22 protein-coding genes are annotated in these 26,151 nt (G+C 66.0%); 18 read left to right on the top strand and 4 right to left on the bottom strand.

The genetic code is table 11. The features are described 5' to 3' along the window. Positions 1-15: 15 nt before the first annotated feature. On the top strand, positions 16-1,323 hold the full coding sequence (locus ACTIFP_RS10570) for an MFS transporter (RefSeq protein WP_439568678.1): 1,308 nt from the start codon (positions 16-18) through the stop codon (positions 1,321-1,323). On the opposite strand, the gene ACTIFP_RS10575 is transcribed toward ACTIFP_RS10570, so the two are convergent. After that, positions 1,320-3,059 carry a hypothetical protein gene (locus ACTIFP_RS10575; RefSeq protein WP_439568679.1) on the bottom strand — a complete coding sequence of 580 codons (1,740 nt, stop codon included), beginning with the start codon at positions 3,057-3,059 and terminating at the stop codon, positions 1,320-1,322. The genes ACTIFP_RS10570 and ACTIFP_RS10575 overlap by 4 nt on opposite strands. 383 nt (positions 3,060-3,442) lie before the next feature. Between ACTIFP_RS10575 and ACTIFP_RS10580 the strand changes: the two genes are divergently transcribed. From ACTIFP_RS10580 to ACTIFP_RS10615, 8 genes are all read left to right on the top strand, one after another. After that, complete coding sequence (locus ACTIFP_RS10580) at positions 3,443-5,806, top strand: TonB-dependent receptor (RefSeq protein WP_439568680.1); 2,364 nt, start codon at positions 3,443-3,445, stop codon at positions 5,804-5,806. 49 nt (positions 5,807-5,855) lie between these two features. After that, on the top strand, positions 5,856-7,613 hold the full coding sequence (locus ACTIFP_RS10585; RefSeq protein ID WP_439568681.1) for a hypothetical protein: 1,758 nt from the start codon (positions 5,856-5,858) through the stop codon (positions 7,611-7,613). Positions 7,614-7,635: 22 nt separating this feature from the next. Further along, on the top strand, positions 7,636-8,553 hold the full coding sequence (locus ACTIFP_RS10590) for a hypothetical protein (RefSeq protein WP_439568682.1): 918 nt from the start codon (positions 7,636-7,638) through the stop codon (positions 8,551-8,553). 17 nt (positions 8,554-8,570) lie between these two features. After that, positions 8,571-9,254 carry a fumarylacetoacetate hydrolase family protein gene (locus ACTIFP_RS10595; RefSeq protein ID WP_439568683.1) on the top strand — a complete coding sequence of 228 codons (684 nt, stop codon included), beginning with the start codon at positions 8,571-8,573 and terminating at the stop codon, positions 9,252-9,254. 111 nt (positions 9,255-9,365) lie between these two features. Beyond that, positions 9,366-10,994: a thiamine pyrophosphate-binding protein gene (locus ACTIFP_RS10600; RefSeq protein WP_439568684.1), complete on the top strand. Its 1,629-nt coding sequence runs from the start codon at positions 9,366-9,368 to the stop codon at positions 10,992-10,994. Continuing rightward, positions 10,991-12,433: an aldehyde dehydrogenase family protein gene (locus tag ACTIFP_RS10605; protein ID WP_439568685.1), complete on the top strand. Its 1,443-nt coding sequence runs from the start codon at positions 10,991-10,993 to the stop codon at positions 12,431-12,433. The genes ACTIFP_RS10600 and ACTIFP_RS10605 overlap by 4 nt, the downstream gene beginning before the upstream one ends. Next, positions 12,423-13,676 carry a kynureninase gene (gene kynU, locus ACTIFP_RS10610; protein WP_439568686.1) on the top strand — a complete coding sequence of 418 codons (1,254 nt, stop codon included), beginning with the start codon at positions 12,423-12,425 and terminating at the stop codon, positions 13,674-13,676. The genes ACTIFP_RS10605 and kynU overlap by 11 nt, the downstream gene beginning before the upstream one ends. Then, a complete protein-coding gene (locus tag ACTIFP_RS10615) occupies positions 13,673-15,085 on the top strand; it encodes an amino acid permease (RefSeq protein ID WP_439568687.1) in 1,413 nt (470 codons plus the stop codon). Before kynU ends, ACTIFP_RS10615 begins: the two co-directional genes overlap by 4 nt. Here ACTIFP_RS10615 and ACTIFP_RS10620 read toward each other — a convergent pair. Next, the gene (locus ACTIFP_RS10620; protein ID WP_439568688.1) at positions 15,037-16,029 is read right to left on the bottom strand and encodes a LysR family transcriptional regulator; all 993 of its coding nucleotides are present in this window, start codon (positions 16,027-16,029) and stop codon (positions 15,037-15,039) included. The genes ACTIFP_RS10615 and ACTIFP_RS10620 overlap by 49 nt on opposite strands. Before the next feature lie 200 nt (positions 16,030-16,229). Between ACTIFP_RS10620 and ACTIFP_RS10625 the strand changes: the two genes are divergently transcribed. Further along, positions 16,230-17,207 carry an amidohydrolase family protein gene (locus tag ACTIFP_RS10625; RefSeq protein ID WP_439568689.1) on the top strand — a complete coding sequence of 326 codons (978 nt, stop codon included), beginning with the start codon at positions 16,230-16,232 and terminating at the stop codon, positions 17,205-17,207. Positions 17,208-17,383: 176 nt separating this feature from the next. Here the strand turns inward: ACTIFP_RS10625 and ACTIFP_RS10630 are convergent, their stop codons facing one another. Both ACTIFP_RS10630 and ACTIFP_RS10635 read right to left on the bottom strand, forming a co-directional pair. Further along, positions 17,384-17,830: a VOC family protein gene (locus ACTIFP_RS10630; RefSeq protein ID WP_439568690.1), complete on the bottom strand. Its 447-nt coding sequence runs from the start codon at positions 17,828-17,830 to the stop codon at positions 17,384-17,386. 28 nt (positions 17,831-17,858) lie between these two features. After that, the gene (locus ACTIFP_RS10635; protein ID WP_439568691.1) at positions 17,859-18,662 is read right to left on the bottom strand and encodes an aspartate dehydrogenase; all 804 of its coding nucleotides are present in this window, start codon (positions 18,660-18,662) and stop codon (positions 17,859-17,861) included. A gap of 184 nt (positions 18,663-18,846) precedes the next feature. On the opposite strand from ACTIFP_RS10635, the gene ACTIFP_RS10640 reads away from it, so the two are divergent. The 8 genes from ACTIFP_RS10640 (at position 18,847) to ACTIFP_RS10675 (ending at position 26,148) form a co-directional block, all read left to right on the top strand. After that, positions 18,847-19,674, top strand: coding sequence for a sulfite exporter TauE/SafE family protein (locus tag ACTIFP_RS10640; protein WP_439568692.1), 828 nt, complete (start codon positions 18,847-18,849; stop codon positions 19,672-19,674). 159 nt (positions 19,675-19,833) lie between these two features. Further along, on the top strand, positions 19,834-20,751 hold the full coding sequence (locus ACTIFP_RS10645) for a fumarylacetoacetate hydrolase family protein (protein ID WP_439568693.1): 918 nt from the start codon (positions 19,834-19,836) through the stop codon (positions 20,749-20,751). Positions 20,752-20,753: 2 nt separating this feature from the next. Then, positions 20,754-21,794, top strand: coding sequence for an ABC transporter substrate-binding protein (locus ACTIFP_RS10650; RefSeq protein WP_439568694.1), 1,041 nt, complete (start codon positions 20,754-20,756; stop codon positions 21,792-21,794). Further along, on the top strand, positions 21,791-22,348 hold the full coding sequence (locus ACTIFP_RS10655; protein ID WP_439568695.1) for a VOC family protein: 558 nt from the start codon (positions 21,791-21,793) through the stop codon (positions 22,346-22,348). The genes ACTIFP_RS10650 and ACTIFP_RS10655 overlap by 4 nt, the downstream gene beginning before the upstream one ends. After that, positions 22,345-23,100 carry an ABC transporter permease gene (locus ACTIFP_RS10660; RefSeq protein WP_439568696.1) on the top strand — a complete coding sequence of 252 codons (756 nt, stop codon included), beginning with the start codon at positions 22,345-22,347 and terminating at the stop codon, positions 23,098-23,100. The genes ACTIFP_RS10655 and ACTIFP_RS10660 overlap by 4 nt, the downstream gene beginning before the upstream one ends. Next, on the top strand, positions 23,067-23,846 hold the full coding sequence (locus tag ACTIFP_RS10665) for an ABC transporter ATP-binding protein (RefSeq protein WP_439568697.1): 780 nt from the start codon (positions 23,067-23,069) through the stop codon (positions 23,844-23,846). Before ACTIFP_RS10660 ends, ACTIFP_RS10665 begins: the two co-directional genes overlap by 34 nt. Before the next feature lie 14 nt (positions 23,847-23,860). After that, positions 23,861-24,673 (top strand): alpha/beta fold hydrolase, encoded by an 813-nt coding sequence (locus tag ACTIFP_RS10670; RefSeq protein ID WP_439568698.1) that lies wholly within the window; start codon positions 23,861-23,863, stop codon positions 24,671-24,673. Further along, positions 24,670-26,148, top strand: a complete 1,479-nt coding sequence (locus ACTIFP_RS10675) for a 2-hydroxymuconic semialdehyde dehydrogenase (RefSeq protein ID WP_439568699.1) — start codon at positions 24,670-24,672, stop codon at positions 26,146-26,148. Before ACTIFP_RS10670 ends, ACTIFP_RS10675 begins: the two co-directional genes overlap by 4 nt. Positions 26,149-26,151 lie beyond the last annotated feature (3 nt).

A 26,151-nucleotide genomic window follows, 5' to 3' on the forward strand; every position in this document is an offset into this window, starting at 1 on the left:
GGGGACAGCGGGACCATGACGACTGTGCCAATTCAGACGACGATCGACGCGCTGGCGTTCGGGCCGTTCCATGCGCGGGTGTTGGCGCTGGTCGCCGCGATCATTTTGCTCGACGGCTTCGACATCCAGCTCGCCGCCTTCGCTGCCCCGGCGATCCTCGCCGACTGGCAGATCGGCTCGGCGGCGCTGGCGCCGGTGATGGCGGCATCGCTGATCGGCATGGCGTTCGGGACCAGCATTGGCGGACGCATCGGTGACCGGTTCGGGCGGCGGCCCGCGCTGATTGGCGCGGTGCTGTGGTTCGGCAGCACCGCGATGCTGACGGCGCTGTGCACGGGCGTGACGAGCTTTTCGATCCTGCGCTTTGTTACCGGGCTGGGGCTGGGCGCGGCGGTGCCCAACGCCACCGCGCTGGTCGCCGAATGGATGCCGGCGCGGGCGCGCCACTATGCGGTCACGGTGATCTCGGTCGGGGTGCCATGCGGCGGGATCATCGGCGCGGGCATCGCGTCGTGGCTGATCCCCGCCTATGGCTGGCCCGCGGCGTTTCTGCTCGGCGGTGCGCTGCCGCTGCTGCTGTGCCTCGTCATGCTGCGCGGCTTGCCCGAATCGCCGATCCTGCTCGCCCGCCGCGGCGGTGCCGACGCCCGGATCGCGCGGATGCTTGCGAGCGCGGGTGGGTCGGCGCCGGGACCGTTTGCGCCGCCGCCGGTGGTGACGGCCAGCGGCCAGGTTTTCGGGCCGGCGCTACGCCGCGCAACCTTTGGCATGGCGATCGCTTTCTTCGCCGCTTTGATGGGGGTTTATGCGCTGCTCAGCTGGGTGCCCGTGCTGCTGTCGAGCGCCGGGTTTCCGATGGAGCGCGCGATCCGCGGCGCGATGATCCTCAATCTTTCCGGGGTCGCGGCGTCTTTCGCGCTGACCTGGGTGATGCTGCGGATCGGGTCGCGCGCGACGCTGATCGGCACCGCCGGCGCCGCGATGGCGGCGCTCGCGCTGTGGGCGGCGCTGTTGCACACGCCGGGCGTTGCGCCGGGGCTCATCCTGCTCGGCCTGGCGGCGACGGGGGCGACGGTCCTGTCGCTGCAAGTGTTGCTGCTCACCCTGTCGGCGCATGTCTTTCCGGTCGAATGCCGCGCGGCGGGGATCGGCTATTCGATCACCTTTGGCCGCGTTGGCGCGATCCTCAGCGCATTTGGTGCCGGGATGTTGCTGGCGCAGCCGGACGGCCTGCTGCTGTTCTTTGCGATGCTTGCGGGCGCGCTGCTGCTGCTGGCGGCGGGGGTGATGCTGATCGATCGGCATATGCCCGCGCGGCGCTAGGGCCGCGGCGGCCACGGCCTTTCGGGCGCCTTGAACACCGGCTTGCCGAGCAACGGCGACGACAGCGCGTAGAAGCCGTGGTTGGTGAACGCCCACAGGATATTGCGATCATATTCGGCATAGACGCCATAGGTCAGATTGCCCTGCGATTCGCCGCCGGTTTCCGCGTCGGTGGGGAAACGCGGCACGAAATATCCTGCGATCACCGGCCGGGTCGGATCCTTGACGTCAAAGATCTGTACCCCGGCGTTGTAAAAGGCGTAGGAGACGATGCCGTCGCGGAAGCGTCCGGGCTGGGTCAGATAGCCCGACCTTTTGGGGCCGAAGCTGCCGCGGCGCTGGCAATAATCGGTGAACGCCGCGTCGGCGGGCGGCGTCGGGCGCGGGAATTTTGCCGCGATCTTCAGATGGGCCGGATCGCGCGCATCGACGACGAAGATGTCCTTATAGGGTTCATAACATTCGTCGTTCATCGGATAGCCGTTGCTGAAGACATAGCCGGTGCGCTCATATTGGCTGAGGTCGACATTATCGAACTCGGTCCCGGCGAATTTTGGCACCTGGTTCACATGACCGACGATCTTGATGGCGGCGGGGTTGCTGACGTCGAGCGCATAGAGCCCAAGCCCGGCCATCGCGCCGAAAGCGATCTTGCCGCCCGCGTCGGGCGCCTTGGTCATGAAGGGGGGCATCCGCGATCCGAACCATGAGGTGCGGTTCCCGGCGCGCGGGTTGCTCAGATAGGCGGCCTCATGATCGGGATCGCCGAGGATCTGCCCTGGTGCAGCAAACTGGCTGACAAAGACGGGGTTGGCGGGGTCGCTCATGTCCCACACCTGATAGCCGGGGGTATAGATATAGTCGGCGAACTCGGTCAGCATGAACCGGTCGTCGGGGGCGGTCGACAGGAACATATATTTGCCCCCGGTCCACGCCGGAATGTCGAGCGCGCCCGACCCCTGTTGCTCACCATAGGGCGCGTCGGGGTGGCGATAGTCGGTGGTGCGTTCGGCGATCAATTGCCACTGGTGGGGCAGCGGGCCGTCCATCGCATAGACGCGAAAACCTCTCAGCCCTTGCCAATGCTTGAGCGTATCGACGCCTTTGGGTTCGTGATATTTTTCGTCCATGACGCCATAGCGCGGGACTTCAAAGGCCTGCACCATTACATATTTGCCCAGACCCTGGTGCCACTGGACATTGGCGGCGCCGAAACCGTCGGTCTTGGCATAGGGGTTCACGATATCGCGCTTGCCATGCGCGACGACGCGCTGGCCGCGGCGATAGACCAGCTTGGCGCGGCGCGGGTCGGTGATGTCGAAGATACCGAGGCCCGAGCGATAATAGACATACATGTACCGTTTTTTGCCGAAATCGACGATTGTCTGCCAGGTATGTCCGGTCGACGGGATGAAGTAGTAAAAGGCCAGCACCTCGACATTTTTCCGGTAGGATTTCTGATCCCAATGATCGAGCTGGCCGGGAAAATTGGGCGCGGTGCGGACCAGCGGCGTCGCTTTGGGATGGCGGAACGTCCCCGTCGCGGCGTCCATGCCATAATCCTGGCCCGGCACGGGGGCGGGAGGCTTGCGGTCATAGGTGAGGTTCCACCAGGCGCGAATGTCGGGATCGGGAATATCGTCGGCCGATGCGGTCAGCGGCGGCGTTTCGGCCGCGCCGCCCGGTGGCGGCTCCGCCGCCGACGTGGGCAAGCTGCCGATCAAAAGCGCGAGCATGCACCCTGCGCCCAAGTATCCGTTCATCGCGTACCGCATTCCAGCCTCCCAAGTCGAAACCCGGTGGCGTTTGTCGGCGCTGTGACCCCTGCGATCCAATATCCGATGGCCGGAGCGATATAACGGCTTGGAAATATCGTCGGTCGCGAGCAGGAGCAAAATCTTCCAGCCCGCCCCCGGTGCGACCGGGTCGCTGTGGTGGCCCGGTTTCATTCGATATAATATTTTATGAATATCAGTGAGTGTATAATCTATTATCTCGATATATAAACGCAACTAGTTTCCAGCCGGCAATGCAATCAGGCCGACGCGAGCGCTTTCCCATCCGAGGACGAGCCGTGTCGGGCCGCTGGGGAGAGAAAATGGTGGGATCGACACGAATTTTGCGCGAAGCGCTTTTTGCAACGGCGGCCGTCTGCGCCCTGCCCGGCGTCGCGCAGGCGCAATCGGCACCGGCTGACGGTGTCGATGCGGCGGCGAACGACGAGATTGTCGTCACCGCCCGCAAGCGCGAAGAGAGCCTGCAGGACGTGCCGATTTCGGTCCAGGCGTTCAGCGGCGCCGCGCTGGAGCAGGCGGGGATCAAGGATTTCTCCGAAATCGCCTATCGCGTTCCCGGCCTCAAGCTCAGCGCCGAGCGCGCGGTCGACACCGAATTGTTCATTCGCGGCATCGGTTCGGACATTCAGGGCGCCGGTGCCGACGGCGCGGTCGGCATTTTTGTCGATGGCGCCTATCTGTCGCGCGGCACCGGGTCGTTGCTCGACCTTTATGATCTTGAACGCGTCGAGGTGCTCAAAGGGCCGCAGGCGCTGCGCTTCGGCAAGAGCGTCGTCGGCGGGCTGATCAACTATGTCACCAAAAAGCCCGGTGACACCTTCGAGGGGCGCTTCGAGGCGACCTATGGCAATTACGACAAGCTCGACGTCGCGGCTTCGGTGCGCGGACCGGTGTCGGACACGCTGGGGCTGGGGCTGGTCGTCAGTTCGCGGATACATGACGGCTATGCGATCAACACGCGCGGCGGCGACGAAGAGGATCAGAATGTCCAGTCGGTGCGCGCCCAGCTGCGCTGGCAACCGAGCGCGACGGTCGATATTAACCTGTCCGCCGATTATACGCGGCACCGCGACGGGGCGCGCTGGGTCGATGTCATCGTCCCAGGCGACAGCAACGAGGTCACCTACAACAGCTTCTTTGCCCCGCCGATCGCCAGCCTGCCCGGATTTGTGCTGCCGAACCGCAACGCGCCGTTTCAGAGCGCTGACCGCCGCAAGGGCGCGCACAACTTCACCGGTTATCAAAATTCGGACATGTATGGGGTCAGCGGCTCGATCGACTGGGAAGCGAGCGACAATCTGAGCATCGCGTCGCAGACCGCCTATCGCGATTCCTCGCTCGCGGCGCGCGAGGATGGGTCGGGGCTGTTCTTCGACTTTGCGATCGATCCGGCGACCAACGCGCCTGACATCACGCCGGCGATGGTGGCGGGGCTGGGCACCTATCTGGCGACGGTCCCCGACAGCTATTTCGACAGCGGCAAGGCCGAGGATGTGAAGCAGTTTTCGCAGGAACTGCGGCTGCGCTGGGATGATGGCGGCCCGCTGCGGCTGGAGGGCGGGGTCTATTATCTGCGCGAAAATATCCGCCGCGCCGAGGATGTGAACTTCCTGTTCCCCGATTTCCAGGCGATCACCGAATTCGCTTTCGCCATGGCCTTTGGCGGTACCCCTGCATCGCCGTTCCCGGGCTCGAACCACACGGTCACGACGTCAAGGAACGACAATATCGGGGTATTTGGCGAAGTCAGCTACAGCCTGTCGGACCAGCTCACCTTCGACGCCGGGCTGCGCTATGCCTATGACCGCAAAAGCTATTCGAACAACCGGTCGGGCGACTCGTTCGAAGGCGCGCCGGTGAATTTCACCGTGACCGACAAGCGCAGCTGGGATGCGTGGTTGCCCAGCGCCACGCTGCGTTTTGAACCCAGCCCCGATGTGACACTCTACGCACGCTATGCCAAAGGCTATAAGCCGGGCGGCTGGACCGGTGAAGATGCGAACACCCCCGCCGAAGCTTTGGTGTCGTTCGAACCCGAAACCGCCGACAGTTTTGAACTGGGGGCCAAGCTGGCGCTCGCCGACCGGCGCGTGTTCATCAACGCGGCGGGCTATTACACGCTGTACGACAATCTCCAGACCAACCAGTTCCTGTCGCCCGGCCCGGGGCTGCCGCCCGACAATTTCGTGTTCAACGCAGCCAACGGCACCCGTGCTTATGGCCTTGAGCTCGATGTTCAGGCGCGGTTGACCGACAGTTTCAGCGTGTCGGGCAACTATGCCTATTCGCGGTGCAATTTTACCGGCGAGCTGATTATCGACGATGATGGCACCGACCTGGACGGCAACAGCTGTCGCCGCACGCCCAAACATGCATTCGGTATCTCGGCCAATCTCGACCAGCCGGTCAGCGACACGATCGTCCTGCTCGCGGGCAGCGATTTCCAATATACCGGCGCCAATTTCTTCGACAATCCGAACACGCCGATCCTGAAGTTCGACAGCGAGATATTGCTCAACGCGCGGATCGGGCTGCGCGATGTCGACAGCAAGTGGGAGGTGACCGCCTGGGTGAAAAACCTGACCGACGAGCTCAACTACACCAGCAAGCTCGAGCTGTTCGGCACCATCTATGGCACCTACATTCCGCCGCGCACCTATGGCGTGACGGCCCGGTTCCGCTTTTAGGGCGCGCCGGGGCCATGCTATCCTGGGTCAAGACAATGGGGACATGCCGATGAAACGCGGAGTGAGGATCATCGGCAGCGGCGCGGCGGTCATCGCCGGGCTGCTCTATGCCACCGTGCTGACCGCGGCGAGCGGCGAGGGCGGCCATGCCACCGGCCCGGTCAGCATCGTCGATCCCTATCTGAAGGCGTGGCACGAGGCGACGCCCGAAAACCCGCCGCGCCCGCCGGTGCCCGATATCGACTATGGCATGGACCCGGCGACCGGCGCGTTCCGCCATCCGGCCGCCACCCCGCTGACCACCAATGCGCCCAATTTCGCGGGCCAGCTCGATCATTGGGACCAGAATAGTTACGCCAAAAATGTCGAGGTGATCGGCTTTTATCCGGGCGTGACCTCGCCTTGGCATGCGTGGGCCAGCGTCGTCGATTTCGGCGGCAGGCGGTACCTCTACACCCACGACCGCGACTATCTGCGGATCATGGACGTCACCGATCCGGCCAAGGCCAAGGTCGTCTGGTCGCAAGGCGGCGTCTGGGATGCGAAGGGGTCGAGCGAAGATTGGGACGCTTCGACAGTCACCGACTATTTCGGCGGCGTTACCATCGCCTGGAACAAGAAGCTTCAACGCAATGTGCTGGTCGCATCGTACGAGATCGGGCGCTTTGGCCTGATGGACGACAAGCTGCGCCAGCCGGACAAGGTCGCGGCGCAGCGTAATTACAATTCGCTGAAGGGCTTCAAGGTGTTCGTGATGAACGGCCCGACCCCCGAGAAATGGGATTTGATCGCGACGCGGACGACCGACTATCGGCATCCCGATGCGCCGGTGGGGCAGCAGCAGGGGTCGGGCGCGCTCGATGCCGCGACCTGGTGGGGCGGCAAATATATGCTGTTGTCGGCGGCGCCCGACGACAGCTATTCGCTCACCGAATATCCCGATTATCTCTATTCGCCCGGTTATCAGGTCTGGGACATGGAGGATCCGGCGAACCCCCAATTCGTGTCGCAGATCAGCGTGCCGGGGCAAGTGCTCGGCGACAAGGACAGCGAGGCCGCGTACCGCGCCAACCCGCGCGCGGGCAACCGCACCAGCTGGATGGGATCGCGCAACCCGATCGTGCTGACCAAGCCGATCGAGGCGGGCGGCCGGATCGGGTTCGGCGGCATGGGCGGGCTGGGCTTTTACACCTTTGACCTCGCCGACCCGGCCAAGCCGAAAACCTTGGGCCACCTTGACGTGCCGCCGAGCTATGCGGGTACCGAATTCGACAATGTCGATGTCAGCCAGTACGATCGCACCGGCTTTGTCTTCTCGAACGGTTACCCGATGAACGAGAATTGTTACGAGCCGTACAAGGATATTTTCGCGATCGATGTCCGCGACCCGGCGCGTCCGAAGGTCGCGGCGAAATTCCCGCGGCCGGTGCCGCCGCCGGGCGCCTCCTTTACCGATTTCTGCCAGCGACGCGGCAGCTTCGGGCCGAAGCGGTCGGGCGGATTAGGGCAGCCCGAGGGCGGCCGCCAGGGGCTTGCCATCTACGCTTTCTACAACGCCGGGATCCAGATTTTCGACGTCAAGGATCCGGCGAAGCCAGCGATCGCGGGCTATTTCGTCCCGCGCTTCCCGACCGAGAAGGAACTGCCCGGCTATACGTTCGGCAATTCGACCTTTGCGGTGTTCACCGAATATGACCGCAACATCATCTGGGCCTTTTCGGTGAACGGCGTTTACGCGCTGTCGAGTCCGCTCCTCGGCAAACCGCATCTCGCCGCCCCGAAGAAGATCTGGCCCGAGCGCCGATAAACCCGTTTTGGAGGACTGACATATGCGCGCATGCACCATGGCGCTGGCGGGGGCCTTGCTCCTCGCCGGATGCTCGAACGCGTCCACGGAAGACGCGGCGAACCAGCCCGCCGAACCCGCGGGCGACAATATGCTGCACATCAGCTGGGGCGGCATCGCCGAGGCCGATGTCGGCGAGGCGAAGCGCCATTGGTCGACCTGGGCGATCAACCTTGTCGACGGCGGACCAGCCTATGGCTGGCTGTCGGACAAGGCGGGTAGCCTGCCGCACACGCTGAATTTCGAACTCGCGGGCAACGGCAAGATCGCCGCCGTCGCGCTCGACAATCGGTTCGAGCCCGTCGTGCGCGAGGATGGGTCGATGTCGCAAACCGCCGAAGGTTCGCCGGTGCGCCGCTTTGCCCTGCTGGGTTCGACCGTCGGTCCCGAAGGGCCGTTCGAGACCCTGATCGAGGGGGAGGCGAAGGGCGACGCCCGGACGATGATCCAACTGGCCAAGCCGACGTCGGCGCGCTGGCTGCGGCTACGGATCGACAGCAATTGGGCGGGGAGCGGCGCGACGCGGCTGTCCGACCTGGGTGTCATCGGCGAACTGGAGGCGCGCGGCGCGGCGGCGCCCGCCGAGCTCAGCGGGGTCTATAGCCATGAATATGGCCCGATCCTGCTGCGGCAACAGGGGAATGAAATCTTCGGCTGTTACAACGACGGGCTCGGCACGTTGCGCGGGACCCAATTCGGGCGCATCATGCGGCTGACCTGGTTCTCGAAAACCGAGGGCAGCATCGGCGCGGCGACGCTGGTCGCGGCGAACGACAAACTCTATGGCTTTTGGTATCGCCCCGAGGACAAGATGGGCAGTCCGTGGAACGCGGCGAGGGAAAGCGGGATCGACGGCGCCGACCTTGGCGAATGCCGTGCGGCGCTCTATCCGCCCGCCTGACAAGCGAAGGCCGACCGATGAACGAACCATTTCCCGTCACCGCCCCGAGCGCCGCGATCGCCGACAGCGACCAGCGTTTCCCGGTTCGCCGCATTTTCTGCGTCGGCAAGAATTACGCCGACCATGCCCGTGAAATGGGAGGCGACCCTGATCGCGAGCCGCCCTTTTTCTTTTCGAAACCGGCCGATGCGATCGTTGCCGGGACCGCCGCCATCGCGATGCCGCCGCGCACCGAAAATTTGCATCACGAGATCGAACTGGTCGTCGCGATCGGCAAGGGCGGCCGCGACATCACATCCGACGACGCGCCGGCGATGGTGTTCGGCTATGCCGTCGGCAATGACCTGACCCGCCGCGACTTGCAGGCCGATGCCAAGGCCGGCGGGCGGCCGTGGGACATGGCCAAGGGCTTTGATCGCAGCGCGGTGCTGTCGCCGATCCGGCCGGTTGCGGCCGTCGGCCACCCGGCCGCGGCGCGGATTTGGCTGTCGGTGAATGGCGAGACGCGGCAGGACGGCGACATCGCCGACATGATCTGGCCAATCGCGGACATCATCGCCGAACTGTCGACCTATGTCGAACTGATGCCCGGCGACCTCATCTACACCGGCACCCCGGCGGGGGTCGGGCGCATCGTCCGCGGCGACCTGGTCGAAGGCGGCATCGACGGCATCGGCGCGATCGCCAATCGCTTCACCTGACGGCGCTCCTATAACCTCTAGAGCATATCACGCCGGGCTTTCGATATTATTTGTTTATGACGAGCGGGTCTAGGCCGATCGCGGCTGACCGCTTTTGATGAAGGATCGCGCATGAAACCGACCAGTGTTGCCCATAATGTCGTGACGGCGCTTCGCGATCTGGGCGTGCGCCATATCTTTGGGGTGCCGAGCGGCGGCTGGGTCGATTATATGGAGGCGATCCGCACCACCGACGGGATCGAGTTCGTCCTGGCCAGCCACGAGGGCGGCGCGGGCTTCATGGCCGATGTCTGCGGACGGCTGACCGGGGTGCCGGGGGTCTGTTTCGGCACCTTTGGCCCCGGCGCGACGAACCTGGCGACCGGGGTCGGCGGGGCAACGCTCGACCGGTCGCCGATGATCGCGCTGACCGACGAAATGCCGGCGGCGTGGCGCGACCGGACGATCCAGATGGGGATCGATCACCAGGCGCTGTTCGCCCCGATCACCAAGGCGACGATGCGGATCACCGCCGACAGCGCGGTCGAAACGCTGGGCGCAGCGGCGCGGATTGCGCTGTCGGGGCGCCCGGGGGCGGTGCATGTCGGGCTACCGCAGGGGATGAGCGCGGTCGCGGTCGGCGAAGCGCGGATTGCGCCGGTCGCCGCCGATCCTGTTGCGGCCCCGGCGGCTGCCGATGTGGACGCGCTGGTTGCCGCCTTTGCCGCCGCCGAAAAGCCGGTGCTGGCGATCGGGCTGGGCGCCGTCCATGCGGGCGAGCAGGCGCGGCTGGTTGCGCTGGCCGAACAGTTCGGGCTGCCGGTGCTGCTGACCCCGATGGCCAAGGGCATGATCGCCGAAACGCATCCCAATTATGCCGGCGTCCTGTTCCACGCGCTGTCCGACGTGGTCGGCCAGACGCATGCCGCGGCCGATCTGGTCGTCGCGGTCGGCTATGATCCGATCGAGTTCAATTACGAAAACTGGATGCGCGAGGGGCTGGCGCTGGCGAGCATCGACGTTGCACCGGCCGACATCGACCGCGCGAAATATCCGCTGCTGGCCGATGTCGTCGGCAAGATCGCGCCTGCGCTCGACGCGCTGCTCGCGCTGCCCGCCGCGGCCAAGGGCTGGGATCTTGCGGCGCTTGGCGCGCGCAAGGATGCGATGTTCGCGCGGCTGGCGGGGCGCGATGGCCCCTTCGGCCCGTGCGCCGCGCTCGATGTGCTCCGCGACGTGCTGCCGGACGACGGCATCATGACCTGCGACGTCGGCGCGCACACGCATCTGATCGGCCAGCACTGGCGCACGCCCGCGCCGGGCACCCAGATCATGACCAACGGCTGGTCGGCGATGGGGTTTGGCCTGCCCGCCGCCATCGCCGCCAAGCTGTGCCGCCCGGATACGCCGGTGTGCTGCGTGCTCGGCGACGGCGGCTTCCTGATGACCGTCGGCGAACTCGCCACCGCGGTGCGCGAGAAATTGCCGATCGTGATCGTCGTCTTCACCGACAATGACCTGGCGCTGATCCGCATCAAGCAGGAAAAGAAACAGAACCCGATCTATGGCACGCCGGTGCGCGCCGAGGGGACGATCGGCGGGCCGTCGCTGTTCGGGGTGCCGGTCACCGTCGCGCGCGACCCGGCGGAATTCCGCGCCGCGCTGGAGGCGGCTTTTGCCGCCGACGGGCCGGTGATCGTCGAGGCTTTGCTCGACAGCCGCGAATATGACGAACTGGTGCTGCGCAAGGACAAGCCATGATGCACGTCCCGTTCGACGCGGGCCAGTCGCTGCTGATCGGCGGCCGCTGGGAAGGGGCGACCGACACGATGGCGGTGGTCAATCCCTGGTCGGGCGAGGAACTGGGGCAAGTCGCGTGCGCGACCGCCGATCATGTCGAACGCGCGGTGACCAGCGCGCGCGCGGGCGCCGCGGCGATGCGCGACCTGTCGACGGGCGAGCGATCGCGGATATTGCACGCCGCGGCCAGCGCGCTGGACGGCGAGGCGGAACGCTTCGCCGCTGCGATCACTGCCGAAACGGGCAAACCGATCCGCGCGGCGACGCGCGAGGTGGCGCGCGCGGTCAACACGTTGCGGCTGTCAGCCGAAGAGGCGGTGCGGATCGCGGGCGAGACCATCGCGTTCGACAGCGTGCCCGGCGGCGAGGCGCGATCGGGGCATTATCTGTTCGAACCGCTGGGGGTGATCGCGGCGATCACGCCGTTCAATGATCCGCTCAACCTGATCTGCCACAAGCTTGGCCCCGCCTTTGCGGCGGGCAATTCGGTGGTGCTGAAACCCGCTGAGCAAGCGCCGCTGGTCGCGATCATGCTGGCGCGCCTGCTGGTCGCCGCGGGTCTGCCAGTCGGGGCGCTGAACCTGCTGACCGGCCGGGGCCGCGATTTCGGCGATGCGCTGACCGGACATCCCGACGTCGCGATGGTGAGTTTCACCGGCGGCGCGGGGGTCGGCGCGGCGATAGCCCGGTCGGCGGGGGTCAAGCGGCTGGCGATGGAGCTGGGCGGCAATGGCGCGGTGATCGTCATGGACGACGCCGACCTGGGTCGCGCCGCCGCCGCCTGCGCCGCGGGCGCATTTGGTGCGGCGGGACAGAATTGCATCGGCGTCCAGCGCATCTATGTCCACGCCGCCGTCCACGATGCCTTTCGCGATGCGCTGGTTGCCGCGACCATGGCGCTGCGCGTCGGTGACCCCGGCGATCACGCCACCGACGTCGGGCCGATGATCTGCGCCGTGCAGGCCGAACGCATCCTGGCATGGACCAACGAAGCGGTGGCAGACGGCGCGGCGGTGCTGACCGGCGGCGAACGCGCCGGGACGCTGGTCCGGCCGACGCTGCTCGCCGACGTGCCCGAACAGGCGCGCGTGGCGTGCGACGAGGCCTTTGGACCCGTCGCGAGCCTGTTTCGTTTCGGCGAACTCGACGATGCGATCGACGCCGCCAACCGCGCCGACTATGCGATCCACGCCGCGATCTTTACCGCGTCGCTCCGCCATGCGCGCCACGCCGCGCGGCGGCTGCGCGCGGCGGGGGTGATGATCAATGATTCGACAGACTATCGTCTCGACGCCATGCCGTTCGGCGGGGCGGGGCGCGGCAATATGGGGCGCGAAGGCGTACGCTTTGCCGTGCGCGAGATGGCGCAGACAAAGGTGATATGTTTCCATGATGCGTGACGCCGCCAACCTCGACCGTGCTGCCTGCGAGGCGATGGACCTGGCCGACCCGCTCGCGCCGCTGCGCGACCTGTTCGTCCTGCCGGGCGGCCTGATCTATCTCGACGGCAATTCGCTGGGCGCGATGCCGAAGGACGCGGCGGCGCGCGCCGAGGATGTCGTGAGGCGCGAATGGGGCGCCGACCTGATCAAGAGCTGGAACAGCGCCGGCTGGTTCGACCTGCCGGTGCGGCTCGGTGACAAGCTGGCGCCGCTGATCGGCGCCGGGGCGGGCGAGGTCGTGGTCTGCGATTCGACCAGCCAGAATCTGTTCAAAGTGCTGTCGGCGGCGGTCGCGATGCGCCCCGACCGGCGCGTCCTGATCCTTGAGGGCAGCAATTTTCCGACCAACAATTATATCGCCGAAGGCGTCGCCGCCGCGACCGGCGGCCGCGTGTCGGTGCGATTGTGCGAAAAGGACGCGATCGCCGATGCGATCGACGAAACGACCGCCGCGGTGGCGATCACCCATGTTCATTACAAGACGGGGCATATCCACGACATGGCGGCGATCACCGCGCGCGCGCAGGCGATGGGTGCGCTCGCGATCTGGGATCTGTGCCACAGCGCGGGGGCGATGCCGGTCGACCTCAACGGCGCGGGCGCCGATTTCGCGGTCGGGTGCACCTATAAATATCTGAACGGCGGCCCCGGCTCGCCCGCATTCCTGTTCGCCGCCAAGCGGCATCAGGGCGTTTCTCAGCAGCCGGTGACGGGTTGGTGGGGCCATGCCGCGCCCTTTGCGTTCGAACCTGGCTATCGGCCGCAGGGTGACGTTCGCCAGTTTCTGATCGGCACCCAGCCGATCGTGTCGATGGCGCTGGTCGAAACCGGGCTCGATATTCATCGTTCGGCCGACCTTGCGGCCATCCGCGCCAAATCGATGGCGCTGACCGATCTGTTCATCCAGCTGGTCGAGCAGCGCTGCGCTGGGCATGGCTTTTCGCTCGCGTCGCCGCGCGCGGCGGCCGACCGGGGCAGCCAGGTGTCGTTTGCGCACACCGACGGCTATCCGATCATGCGCGCGTTGATCGCCGCCGGGGTGATCGGCGATTTCCGCGCCCCCGATACCGTGCGGTTCGGCTTTGCCCCGCTCTATGTGCGTTATGCCGACGTCTGGGACGCGGTCGACCGGCTGGTGACGATCATGGACGACGCGGTCTGGCAATCGCCCGAGCATCAGGCGCGCGAAGCCGTCACATGAACCAGGGGCGCGAGGGGATGGCGATGGACGAACAGGCCTATATCGACCGCGAGGCGGGGCTCGAACGCGGGCTGAGCAAGGCGCAGATCATCATGATCGGCCTGGGCGGCGCGATCGGCACCGGGCTGTTCATGGGATCGGGGATCGCGATCGGCTATGCCGGTCCCGCGGTCCTGATCAGTTATGGCATCGCGGCGCTGATTTCGGTCATCATGGTGTTCAGCCTGTCCGAAATGGCGGTCGTTCACCCGACCGCGGGATCGTTCGGCACCTATGCCGAAATCTATCTGGGCCCGATGATGGGTTTCATCGTCCGCTATACCTATTGGATCCAGCAGGTGCTGCTGATCGGCAGCGAAGCGGTCGCGGTCGGCATCTATATGGGCTGGTGGTTCCCCGGCACGCCAGTGTGGCTGTGGGCGATCGGCAGTGCGTTTGTGGTCGTGTGGGTCAACACGCGCGCGGTGCATAATTTCGGTTCGGTCGAATATTGGCTGACCGTGATCAAGGTGTCGGCGATCGTCGGTTTCATCCTCGTCGGCCTCAGCCGCATCTTCGGCCTCGTCGGCGATCCCGTCGGCCTGCACAATGTCACCGGGCTGGCCGGGGGCTTCATGCCCAACGGTTTTTCGGGGGTGTGGATGGCGGTGCTGATGGCGCTTTTTTCGTTCATGGGGCTGGAATTCGTGGTCGGCACCGCGAGCGAGGCAAAGGATCCCAAGACGGCGATTCCGGCGGCGCTGCGGACCATGGCGGCGCGGCTGTTCCTGTTTTACATCCTCGCGCTCTTCATCATCGTCGCTTTCCTGCCGTGGACCGAGTCGGGGGCAAAGGTCGTCACCCAAAGCCCGTTCGTGAAGATGTTCGCGAGCGCCGGTATCCCCTATGCCGCGGGGATCATGAACTTCGTCGTCGCGTCGGCGGCGCTGTCGGCGATGAACACCAGCATCTATCTCGGCTCGCGGATGCTGTTCTCGCTCGCGCGCGGTGGTTATGCGCCGCGCGCGTTCGGCGAACTCAACCCGCAGCATGTGCCGATGCGCGCGACCATGCTGACCGGGGTCTTCATCCTGCTGGCGGCGTCGCTCTCGATCCTGACGCCGCTCGCGTATAATTATCTGTTCGGCATCACGCTGTTCGGCGGGCTGCTGGTGTGGAGCACCATTTTGGTCAGCCACCTGCGGTTCCGCCGCCGCCATGCCGCCGCCGACCTGCCGGTGCGGATGCCCTTTTTCCCCTATGCCCAGATTCTGGGGCTGGTGCTGCTCGCTGCGATCACGGTGACGATGGCGCTCGACACCGACTTTTGGCAGACCGCGGTGATCGCGGGAGTGCCTTGGCTGGTCGTCGTGGCGTCGGCTTATTTCGTCTGGCGCCGCGCCGCGCGCGGATCGGCCGCCGCGTCCTGATCCTGGCCAAGCTCGGCGCGGATCTCGTCGGCGATTTCGTGGACGACCGCCATGAAATAGCGCGCCGCCGCCGATAGCTCGCCATGCGCGTGGGTCGTCGCGCCGATCCGCGAACTTGCGCCAGCCAGCGTCACGGGAAGCGCGACCAGGCCCGCCTGTCCGATCCCGACCTGATGCGGCATCGTCGCGAGCATGTCGGTGTTCATCAGCAACGCATGGTTGGTCAGGATCGACACCGATTCGATCACATCGTGCGGCGGCTCCAGCCCTTCGTGCAGGAACGCCTGGTCGACCTGTCGCCGCAGCGAGGTTTGCGGCGGCGGCATCACCCACGCCTGGTCGACCAGGTCGGCGAGGGACAGCGATTTGCGCTGCGCCAGCGGGTGGCCCTGGCGCACCATCACCGAAACCGTATCGAGATACAGCACCTCCTGCTTCAATCCTTCGCGTTCGCGATATTCGGGCAGGCGCCCCAGCACGACGTCGATGTCGCCGGTGCGCAGCCCAGGCATCAGCCGGTCGATCGTCCCCTCCGCCACCGTCACCGCGATCCCCGGACGGCGTTCGCGCAGCCGCGCCAGCGCGCGTGGCAGGAGCGAGGTGGACGCGGCGAGGAGGGTGCCGACGTGGACGCGCCCCGACAGCCCCTCTTCGAGCGACTGAAGTTCTTCGCCGGCGTGGCGCAGTTGGGTCAGGATCAGCTTGGCATGTTTTATCATCACCCGGCCGAAATCGGTCGGGGTGACCCCGCGCGAGGAACGGTCGAACAGCTGGACGCCGAGCGCGTCCTCCATCTCCTTGATGCTCTTGGTCGCGGCGGGCTGCGCGATGTTCAGCGCCTGCGATCCCTTGAGCACGGTGCCCTCGTCGGCGATCGCGGTCAGGAGCCGGAGCTGGCGGAGCTTCAGCCGGCTGAGAAGAAAATTCTCGTGAAACTTTGGCATTTTGCCCCCTCGCGACCGCTTTCCGGCAATATAGCCATTTTATAATAGCGAAGGCAAGTCTCGGGATTATTGTTGATAGCTAAGCCTCGTTACCCACGCTTCATGCCCGCGCGCCGATGGCGATGGTCGGGGGATGGACGAACAGGGGTGCGGCGAACGACATGACCATAGAGGCTTCACAACCGGCGGCTGTCATCGACATGCACAGTCACTTCTTCCCCCTGATGGACGCGGCGTATCGCGCGCACGCGGAGGCCGAAGGACTGCCGTGGCTCCGCGATACGGGCGGTGGCAAGGGGTTCATCATGCAGGGGACGAAGGAGTTTCGTCCCGTCGACGACATATTGTGGGATCCGGCGCGGCGCGTCGATGCGCTCGATGCGCAGGGCATCGACCTGCAGATCATCTGCGCGACGCCGATCATGTTCGGTTACGCCCGCCCGGCGGCGCTGGCGCTGGAATCGGCGCAGCGTTTCAACGATGCCGCGCTCGCCTTTTGCAGCCACGCGCCGGGGCGGATGAAGGCACTGGCGCAGGTGCCGCTGCAGGACATCGACATGTCGTGCGCCGAGGTGAGCCGCGCGGTCGCGGCGGGGCATCTGGGGGTGCAGATCGGCAATCATATGGGGCTGCGGAACCTCGACGACGCCGGGATATTGACCTTTTTGACCCATTGCGCCGACGTCGGCGCGGCGGTGCTGATCCACCCATGGGACATGATGGCGCGCGAACGCATGCCCAAATATATGCTGCCCTGGCTGGTGGCGATGCCTGCGGAAACGCAGCTTTCGATCCTGTCGCTGATCCTGTCGGGCGCGTTCGAACGCCTGCCGCGAAGCCTGCGCATCTGTTTCGGCCATGGCGGCGGCAGCTTTGCCTTCCTGCTCGGACGGGTCGAAAATGCCTGGAAGCACCGCGACATCGTGCGCGTCGATTGCCCGAACCCGCCCTCGACCTATGTCGATCGCTTCTTCGTTGATTCGGCGGTGTTCGACCCGCGCGCGCTGACCCTGCTCATCGAGGTGATGGGCGAGGACCGGGTGCTGCTGGGGTCCGACCATCCGTTCCCGCTGGGCGAGCAGGACATCGGGTCGCTGGTGCAGGGGCATGCGGGGTTGAGTGCCGCGCAGAAGGCCAAGATATTGAGCGGCAACGCCCGGGCGTTTTTGGGTTTGTAGCGCCCACTAGTAATTTCGTCATTGCGAGCGCAGCGAAGCAATCCAGAGCAGGCGTGAACCGCTCCGGATTGCTTTGCTGCGCTCGCAACGACGATTCAGCGGGCGCGTGATCCATACAAAAAAGGCGACCGGAGCGTTGCTCGGTCACCTTTCTTTGTAGTGGGAGTGTGCCGCGGTCAGGGCGCCTTGGGTGCGCTCCGGTAGCTTTCGGTGCCAGCCCAGCCGCGTTCGGACACGTCGACCATGATATTTTCGGGCCCCTTCATCTTATACTCGGCATTGTCCTTGTTGGGGTTTTTGCCGAGGCCCTGCGCCAGATTGACGTCGTGACGCGGGGCGTAGCCCGATGCCTCGAACCGTGCGACGACGGCGTCGATGTCGTCGCACTGAAAACCGATATGGTGAAGCCCGGTATAGCCTTCGGGAAATTCCATCCCCGCCGCGGGGCGGTTCTTGAAACAGAGCAGCGCGATATTGATGTGGCCGTCGGTGACATAATAGCCGCGGGCGTTGCGGCTATCGATCTTGCCGGCGAGCGTCCAGCCGAGGACATCGGTGAAAAAGCCGACCGACGTGTCGGGATCGGCGGCAGCAATTGCGACGTGGCGCAGGCGGGTGGTCATGGGTCGGGCCTTTCTGGTTGGACGGAAATCAGGTTCCGATGCGGATCGGGCTGACCAGATCGTTCAGCGCCGCGACGATGCTCTGCGCGGTGATCCGGCCGGTGCCGGGATTCTCGACGGTCGGAATATTCTCGATCGCCAGTTCAAAGCGGGCGCTGTCGGAATCGACGATGATCCGGTGGGTGTTGCGTTCGAGTGCCGGATCGGCCCAGATTTCGAGCCGCGTCCGCGCCGGGCCGACGCCCGCCATGCCGAGCGCGGCGGCGACATTGACGTTGGCGGGAAAGGCGATCGCGCCTTCGAGCGCGCTGCCGTCGAAAATCTTGAGCGGTGCGGTCAGCGCGGCCAGGTCGATCGCGTTGCGCACGACATATTCGGCCTTGACCAGCGACTTGACCGGCTTGCGCGTCACCATCGTCACCGAATGGATCGTGCCGATCGCCGCGGCGCGGACGGCGTCGAGGCCGAGCAGCGCGCCGGTCGCCAAAACGATGCGGCCGCCGTGCGCGCGGGCGATCTCGATCGCATCGGGCCATTGCATCAGCGCAGCGCCGCTGACCGTCACCAGGGTCTTGCCCGCCCGCAGCGTCGTTTCGGCGATCGCGCGGAAGGCGGCGGTCGGCGCACTGTCGACGATGATGTCGCACCGCGCGACGAGTTCGGCGGTGTCGACGACCGGAACCGGCTGGCGCAGCGCCGCCATCGCCGCCGCGGCGCGCGCGGGGTCGCCCGCCGACACCGCCGCCAGCGTCAGCGGCAGGTCGCTTGTTTCGATATGCCGCGCCACGACGCGGCCGATGGTGCCGAATCCGGCGATCCCCACATAAGTCATGGGTCCGCGCTACGGCGTCTTTCCTGTCGCGGATAATATAGATTGCCCGCCTTCCTATCCCGAAAAGGATATAGAGAGGCGATCGCCGAAGATATGCAAATTTGATTATATAAACGTCCACTTTCTATCTTTGACGGCATATGAAGCGCGCCGCACAAGGAAGGCCGACCTTTGGGGAGAGCCGATGCTGGATGTGTTGAACGGAGATTTGCTGACGCTGGCGGCGATGATGCTGGTGACCGGCGCGGTGGGCGGCGTGATCGCCGGGATGCTTGGCGTCGGCGGCGGCATCGTGATCGTCCCGGTCCTCGATCTTATCCTGTCGGCGCTGGGCGTCGATGGCGACATCCGCATGCACGTGACCGTCGCGACCTCGCTCGCGACGATCATCCCGACCGCGATTTCCTCGTCGCGGGCGCATGCGGCGAAGGGCGCGGTCGACGGCGCACAACTCCGCCGGTGGGGCGCGGCGATCTTTCTCGGCGCGATCGCCGGGGTGGCGCTTGCCTCGCGCGTTTCGGGCGATGTGCTGTCGGCGGTGTTCGGGGTCGTCGCGCTGCTCGTCGCGATCAAGATGCTGCTGCCGCTGGAGGGCAAGCATATTGCCGAAACGCTGCCCGGCGGCGTTCCCGGCCAGGCCATTCCCTTTGCGATCGGCGGCGTGTCGAGCATGATGGGGATCGGCGGCGGCACGCTCAGCGTTCCCGTGATGACGTTGTTCAATGTGCCGATCCACCGCGCGGTGGGCACCGCGGCGCTGTTCGGCCTGTTGATCAGCGCCCCTGCGACCGCCGCGTTCATCGTCGCGGGCTGGCATGTCGACGACCTGCCGCCGGGCAGCCTCGGCTATGTCAACCTGATCGGCTTTGCGATCATCGCACCGGTGTCTTACCTGACCGCGCCGTGGGGCGCGCGGATCGCGCATGCGCTGTCCAAGCGCCAGCTCGGCGTGCTTTTTGGCCTGTTCCTGACCGTCGTCGCAGTGCGGATGCTGCTGCGGGCGTTCGGGTGAGATGCGATGCCGCGGCCTTATAACAAAATCGGTGCGCCCTATGCGCAACGCCTATTGGATCGCCGCGCCGCGCTCGCGCAGATCGGGGGCGCGCTTGCGCTCTCGCTCGGCTGCACGGCGCCGGCGCTCGCCCGCCCTTCTGGACAGAAAGATCGACCTATGACCTGGTTCGCCCTTGCCACCCGCGCCGGACCCGATGGTCCGCGTCCGACCATCCAGGTCGGCGACGCCTTTCACGACCTGCACGATGCCGCCGCGGCGCACGGCTTTGCCGCCGTTACGGGAGATGTTACCGCGATCATCCGCGACTGGGACGCGCGCCGCGACGGGCTGTTCGCGCTCGCCGCGGCGCTGTCAGGCAAGGACGGCTCGATCGCCGCGCCACGCCTGGCCGCGCCGTTCGAGCCGCGCCGGATTTTTGCGGCCGCGTCGAACTTCATCGAACATGCCGAAGAGATGCAGACCAAGCTCGCCGCCAAGGCCGAAAGCGAACCCTTTATCTTCCTCAAGACGATCGAAAGCGTCGTCGGGCCGGGCGACACCGTTGTCGTGCCGCCGCAGGTGTCGCGCCCCGACTGGGAGGTCGAGCTGGGCGTCGTGCTGGGGCGGCCCGGCAAGAATGTCGCGGTGGCCGATGCGCACGCCATGATCGCGGGCTATACGATCGTCAACGACGTGTCGGCGCGCGACCGCACCCGGCGCAGCGACTTTCCCTTCTCGCACGACTGGTTCCGCGGCAAGAGCTTCGACAGTTTCACCCCGCTGGGGCCGGTGTTCGTACCGCGCGACTGTCTGGGCGATCCGCACGCCATTCGCCTGGGGCTGAAGGTGAATGGCGCGGCGATGCAGGACGGCAATACGTCCGAGATGATCTTCAACATCTATGAACAGATCGCTTATCTTTCGACGATCCTCGAACTGCGCGCCGGCGACCTGATCGCGTCGGGCACCCCCGCCGGGGTCGGCATGGGCCGCGGGGTGTTCCTGAAGGACGGCGACATCATGAACGCGTGGGTCGAGGGGGTCGGCGAGCTCGTCAATCCCGTCGCGGCGCCGCATCTGCCAAAGGGAGCATGACCATGGCCGCCTTTCACCGCCGCGCGCTGGTCGCCCCGCTGCTCGTCGTGGCCGCGATCGCCGCGCTGACCCTGTGGAGCGCATTCGGCGGCAATACGCCGCGCACCGCGCCGGCCGAGAACAGCCGCAGCGTCCGTTTCAACATGGCCTGGCTGCCGCAGGGCAGCATGGCGGGCATCTTTGTCGCGATCGACAAGGGCTATTTCGCTGAAGCCGGGCTGGATGTGCAGCCGGTTCGCGGCTTCGGCGGCATGCGAACCGCGAACGAGCTGGATCAGGGCATGTTCGAATTCGCCTATATCGACCCGCTGTCGGTGGCGCTGAACCGGTCGAAGGGCGGCGCGGTGCGGATGGTCGGCGGCATCAACATGCGGCTGCCCGCGGGGGCGTGCTTCGTCAAGGAACGGCACAATATTGCCGCGCCCGCCGACCTTGCCGGCCTGCGTTTCGGCGCCGGGCAAAGTTCGATGATCCAGGCGCTGCTTCCCGCCTGGCTCAAGGGCAATGGCGTCGATCCGGCGCGCGTCGAGCAGATCCAGCTCGACCCCGCGATCGTCGTATCGTCGCTGGTTGAAGGGCGGATCGACGCCGCCGAATGCTGGCTGGGCAATTCGATGGCGCTGTTCGACAAGGCGGCGAAGGCGAAGGGCGTGACGATCGGCCGTATCGCTTATGCCGATTTCGGGCTCGACGTGTACGGCAGCGGCTTTGCGACGCGCGACGCGCTGATCGACAAAGACCCCGAGCTGGTGCGCGCGTTCCTGAAGGCCGCCTATCGCGGCTATGCCGATGCGGCGCGTGATCCCAAGGCGGCGCTGGCGATCACCCGCAAACATTATCCGTTGCTCGACGAAGCGGTGACCGAGCGGCAGATCCGCGAGACCGCGGCGCTGATGGCGGCCGAAGGCGGATCGCATCGGCTGAACCCCGCAAAGATCGAGCGCACCGTTACCTATCTGCAGGCGAGCGGCCAGCTGCAAGGGTTCGACCAGGCGCCGCAGCTTTTCACCAACGCCTTTTTGCCGATGGGGAGCCAGCGATGACCGATCCCGCCACCTATCGCCCGCGGCCGACGCGGCTGGGGCATCTTGTCCTGAAAGTCCGCGACATCGACCGGTCGCTCGCCTTCTACACCGAGGTTGTCGGCCTGGAAGTGTCCGACTGGATCGACCATCAGATGGTGTTCCTGCGCGCGGGCGTCGATCATCACGACCTGGCGCTGTTGCAGCTGCCGCCCGGCCATGACGCGGCGCCCGGGGGGCATTATCCGGCGGTCGAGCATTTCTCCTATCGCCTCGAAAGCCTGGACGAGATGGAAAAGGTGGCGGCGATGCTGATCGCACGCGGCATCACCATCGACCGCGGCATCGGCAAACATGGCCCGGGCGCCAACAGCTTCCTGGTATTCCGCGATCCCGACGGCAACAATGTCGAATTCTATACCGACATGACGCAGATCGACGCCGACCATCCCTACACCGCGTCGGTGTGGGACGGCCAACAGCTCGACACATTCGACCGCTGGCAGCTCGAGCATTTTCTGGTGCCGCCGCCGGCGCGGATCAGCGCGCTGATCGACAGGGAGGACGGGCAATGAGCGCGCCCGCCGTCACCCGCGATCATGCGATCAGCCTGGGCTTTTTCCTGTTCCTCGGCCTCGCCTGGGAATTTGGCGTGCGCTGGTCGGGGGTGCAATCCTATCTGTTGCCGCCGCCGAGCGCGATCCTGGCCGAACTGTGGCAGTCGCGCGGGCCGATATTGGCGCAAAGCCTGGTCACGCTGACCGAGGTGTTCTGGGGCTTTGTCATCGCGGTGGCGCTGGGGGTGCCGATCGCGGCGCTGATCTATTTCTCGCGCACCGCGAAACGCACCGTCTATCCGCTGTTCGTCGCGCTGCAGAGTATTCCCAAGATCGGGCTCGCACCGCTGATCGTCGTCTGGTTCGGTTATGGGCTGACGTCGAAACTGATCATGGCGTTCCTGTTCGCCTTTTTCCCGATCATCATCTCGACGCTCGGCGGGCTGGCGAGCACCCCGGCGCATCTGGAGGAACATTTCCGCGCCTTGCGCGCGACGCCGATGCAGAGCTTCTGGCGGCTGCGCGTGCCCGCGGCGCTGCCGAGCTTCCTCGACGGGTGCAAGGTCGCGATGCCGCTTGCGGTCATCGGCGCGGTGGTCGGCGAATTTGTCGGGTCGAACGACGGCTTGGGCAACCTGATCCTGACCGCGTCGGGTTCGGGGCACACGACGCTGACCTTTGCGGCGTTGATCGCGGTGACGTTGATGTCGCTCATTCTTTTCTACAGCGTGGCCTATTGGGAACGCTTCATCTGGTGGCGGGCGGCATGAGCGCGGTGATTTCGATTTCGGGCGCCGGCAAGCGCTTCGGCGACCTTCGGGTGCTGGGCAATGTCAGCGCCGATATTGGCGCGGCGGAGTTTGTCTCGGTGCTTGGCCCGTCGGGGTGCGGCAAGAGCACGCTGCTGCGCCTGATCGCCGGGCTGACCCCGTTCGAGGACGGCAGCATATGTTTCAATGGCGCCGAAGTGACGGCGCCCGCCCCCGAAATGGGGTTTGTGTTCCAGACGTCGAACCTGCTGCCCTGGCTCAATGTGCGCGACAATCTGTTGCTCGGCGTCGACCTTGACCCCGTGGCGCAGCGGCCGGACGCCGCGGTGCTGGCCGATCTGGTCGAGACGCTGGGGCTGACCGGGTTCGAGGACAGCCATCCGCACCAGCTGTCGGGCGGGATGCGGCACCGCGTCGCGATCGGCCAGGCGCTGGCGCGCGGGCCGCAGGTGTTGCTGATGGACGAACCGTTCGGCGCGCTCGACGCGCTGACCCGCGACCGGCTGAACATGGAGTTGCTGCGCATCTGGCAGCGCGACCGCAAGACGGTGGTGCTGGTCACCCACAGTATTTCCGAAGCGGTGCTGCTGTCCGACCGGGTGCTGGTGATGTCCGAGCGGCCGGGGACGATCGTCGAGGATGTCCGCATCGACCTGCCGCGCCCGCGCGACCCCAGCGTCACGCGCGAGGATCCGGCGTTCGGCGACTATGTCGTGCGGCTGAGCAAATTGATGGGGGTTTTGTGATGGAGAGCGGGATATTGGCGACCGCGGGTGCCGAAATCTATTGGCAGACGCACGGGCAGGGACCGGCGGTGGTGCTGGCGCATGGCATCGGCGGCAATCATGCGATCTGGTATGCGCAGGTCGATGCGCTCGCGCGGTCGAACCGCGTCATATTGTTCGATCATCGCGGTTTCGGCCTGTCGCGCGATCTGGACGGGCGCGGGCGTGACGGCTTTGTCGATGACCTTGCGGCGCTGCTCGACCATCTGGGCGAGGCGAAGGTGGCGCTGGTCGGGCAGTCGATGGGGGCGGGCAGCTGTATCGGTTTTGCGCACCGCGCGCCCGGACGGGTCGCGGCGCTGGCAATCTGCGACAGCCTGCACGGCATTGCCGAGACGGACGCGGTGAAGGCGGTCATGGACGCGGCGCGGGCGAAGACCGCGGCGATGGGGCAGATCGAGCGCGTGCTGGGCGCCGCGGCGCCGCGCGAGCTGGCGGCGCTCTATACGCAGATCGCGAGTTTCAACGCCGCCGATCGCCACAGCCTGACCGGCCGGTTCGACGCGCGGCCCGCCGCCGAGCTGGGCGCCATGGGCTTTCCGATCCTGTTCCTGTGCGGCGCCGACGACATATTGTTCCCCGTCGAAGCGGTGCGGATGGTGCAGGCCGAGGTAGCGGGATCGTTTCTGGTCGAGGTCAACGACGCGGGCCATTCGGCGTTTCTGGAGCAGCCGGTGCAGTTCAACGACACCATCCTCTCGCTGCTCCAGATGGCGGGGCATGTCGGCACCGGCGGCGCGGTGCACAGCAACACCGCGGGCTATGTCCGGGTCGGGGGCGAGGCATGACCGATATGGCTTACCCCTTCGCGAGCCGCGACATCCTGAACTATGTCGACGGCGCTTTTGTCGCGACCGGCGCGCATTTCGACAATGTGAACCCCGTCACCGGCGAGGTCGTGGCGCGGGTGTCGCTGGCCGACCAGCCGCTGGTCGACCGCGCGGTTGCCGCGGCGCGCCGCGCGCTGAAAGGGCCGTGGGGCAAGATGTCGCAGGCCGAACGGTGCAAGCTGCTCGTCCGCGTCGCCGAAGGGATCGAGGCGCGCTTCGACGAATTTGCCGCCGCCGAGATCGCCGACACCGGCAAGTCGCTGCATCAGGCGCGCACGATCGACATTCCCCGCGGCGCCGCCAATTTCCGTGCTTTTGCCGGGCTGGCCGAAGCGCGCGCGATGCCGAGTTTCCGCACCGACCTGCCGGGCGGGCGCAGCGCAATCAACTATGCGATCGCGCGGCCGCTGGGCGTCGTCGCGATCATTTCGCCGTGGAACCTGCCGTTGCTGTTGATGACGTGGAAGGTCGCGCCCGCGCTCGCCTGCGGCAATGTCGTTGTCGTGAAACCCAGCGAGGAAACGCCATCGACCGCGGCGCTGCTCGCCGAGGTGATGGACGCCGCGGGGGTGCCGCCGGGGGTGTTCAACCTGGTCCACGGCTTTGGCGCTGCATCCACCGGCGAATGGCTGACCGCCCATCCCGACATCGACGCGATCACCTTTACCGGTGAATCGGCGACTGGCGGGGCGATCATGCGCGTCGCGGCGGCGGGAGTGAAGCCGGTCTCGTTCGAGCTTGGCGGCAAGAACGCCGCGCTGGTCTTTGCCGATTGCGATTTCGACGAAGCGGTGGCGGGGACGGTGCGGTCGGTGTTTTCCAACTGCGGGCAGGTGTGCCTGTGCACCGAGCGCGTCTATGTCGAGCGCCCGATTTTCGACCGCTTTGTGAAGGCGCTGGCCGAGCGCGCCGCGGCGCTGACCATCGGCGATCCCTGGTCGGGCGCCGACATGGGGCCGCTGATCTCGCACGGCCACCGCGACAAGGTGCTCGGCTATTATCAACTCGCGCGCGACGAGGGGGCGACGGTGGTGACCGGCGGCGGAGTGCCCGCGTTCGGGAGCCCGCTCGATCAGGGGGCGTTCGTCCAGCCGACGATCCTGACCGGCCTGAGTGCTGACGCGCGCTGCGTGCGCGAGGAGATTTTCGGCCCGGTCTGCCACATCGCCCCCTTCGACCGCGAAGACGAGGCGATCGAATTGGCGAATGACAGCGCCTATGGTCTGGCGGCGGCGATCTGGACCCGCGATGTCGGGCGCGCGCACCGCGTCGCCGCCCAGATGGAAACGGGGATCGTCTGGGTCAATGAATGGTTCCTGCGTGACCTGCGTACCCCGTTCGGCGGGATGAAATTGTCGGGCATCGGGCGCGAGGGCGGCGAACATTCGCTGGGCTTTTATTCCGAGCCGACCAATATCTGTGTGAAGCTGTAAGAG

Origin of the sequence: Sphingopyxis sp., assembly GCF_051861155.1 — a bacterium.
GTDB lineage: Bacteria > Pseudomonadota > Alphaproteobacteria > Sphingomonadales > Sphingomonadaceae > Sphingopyxis.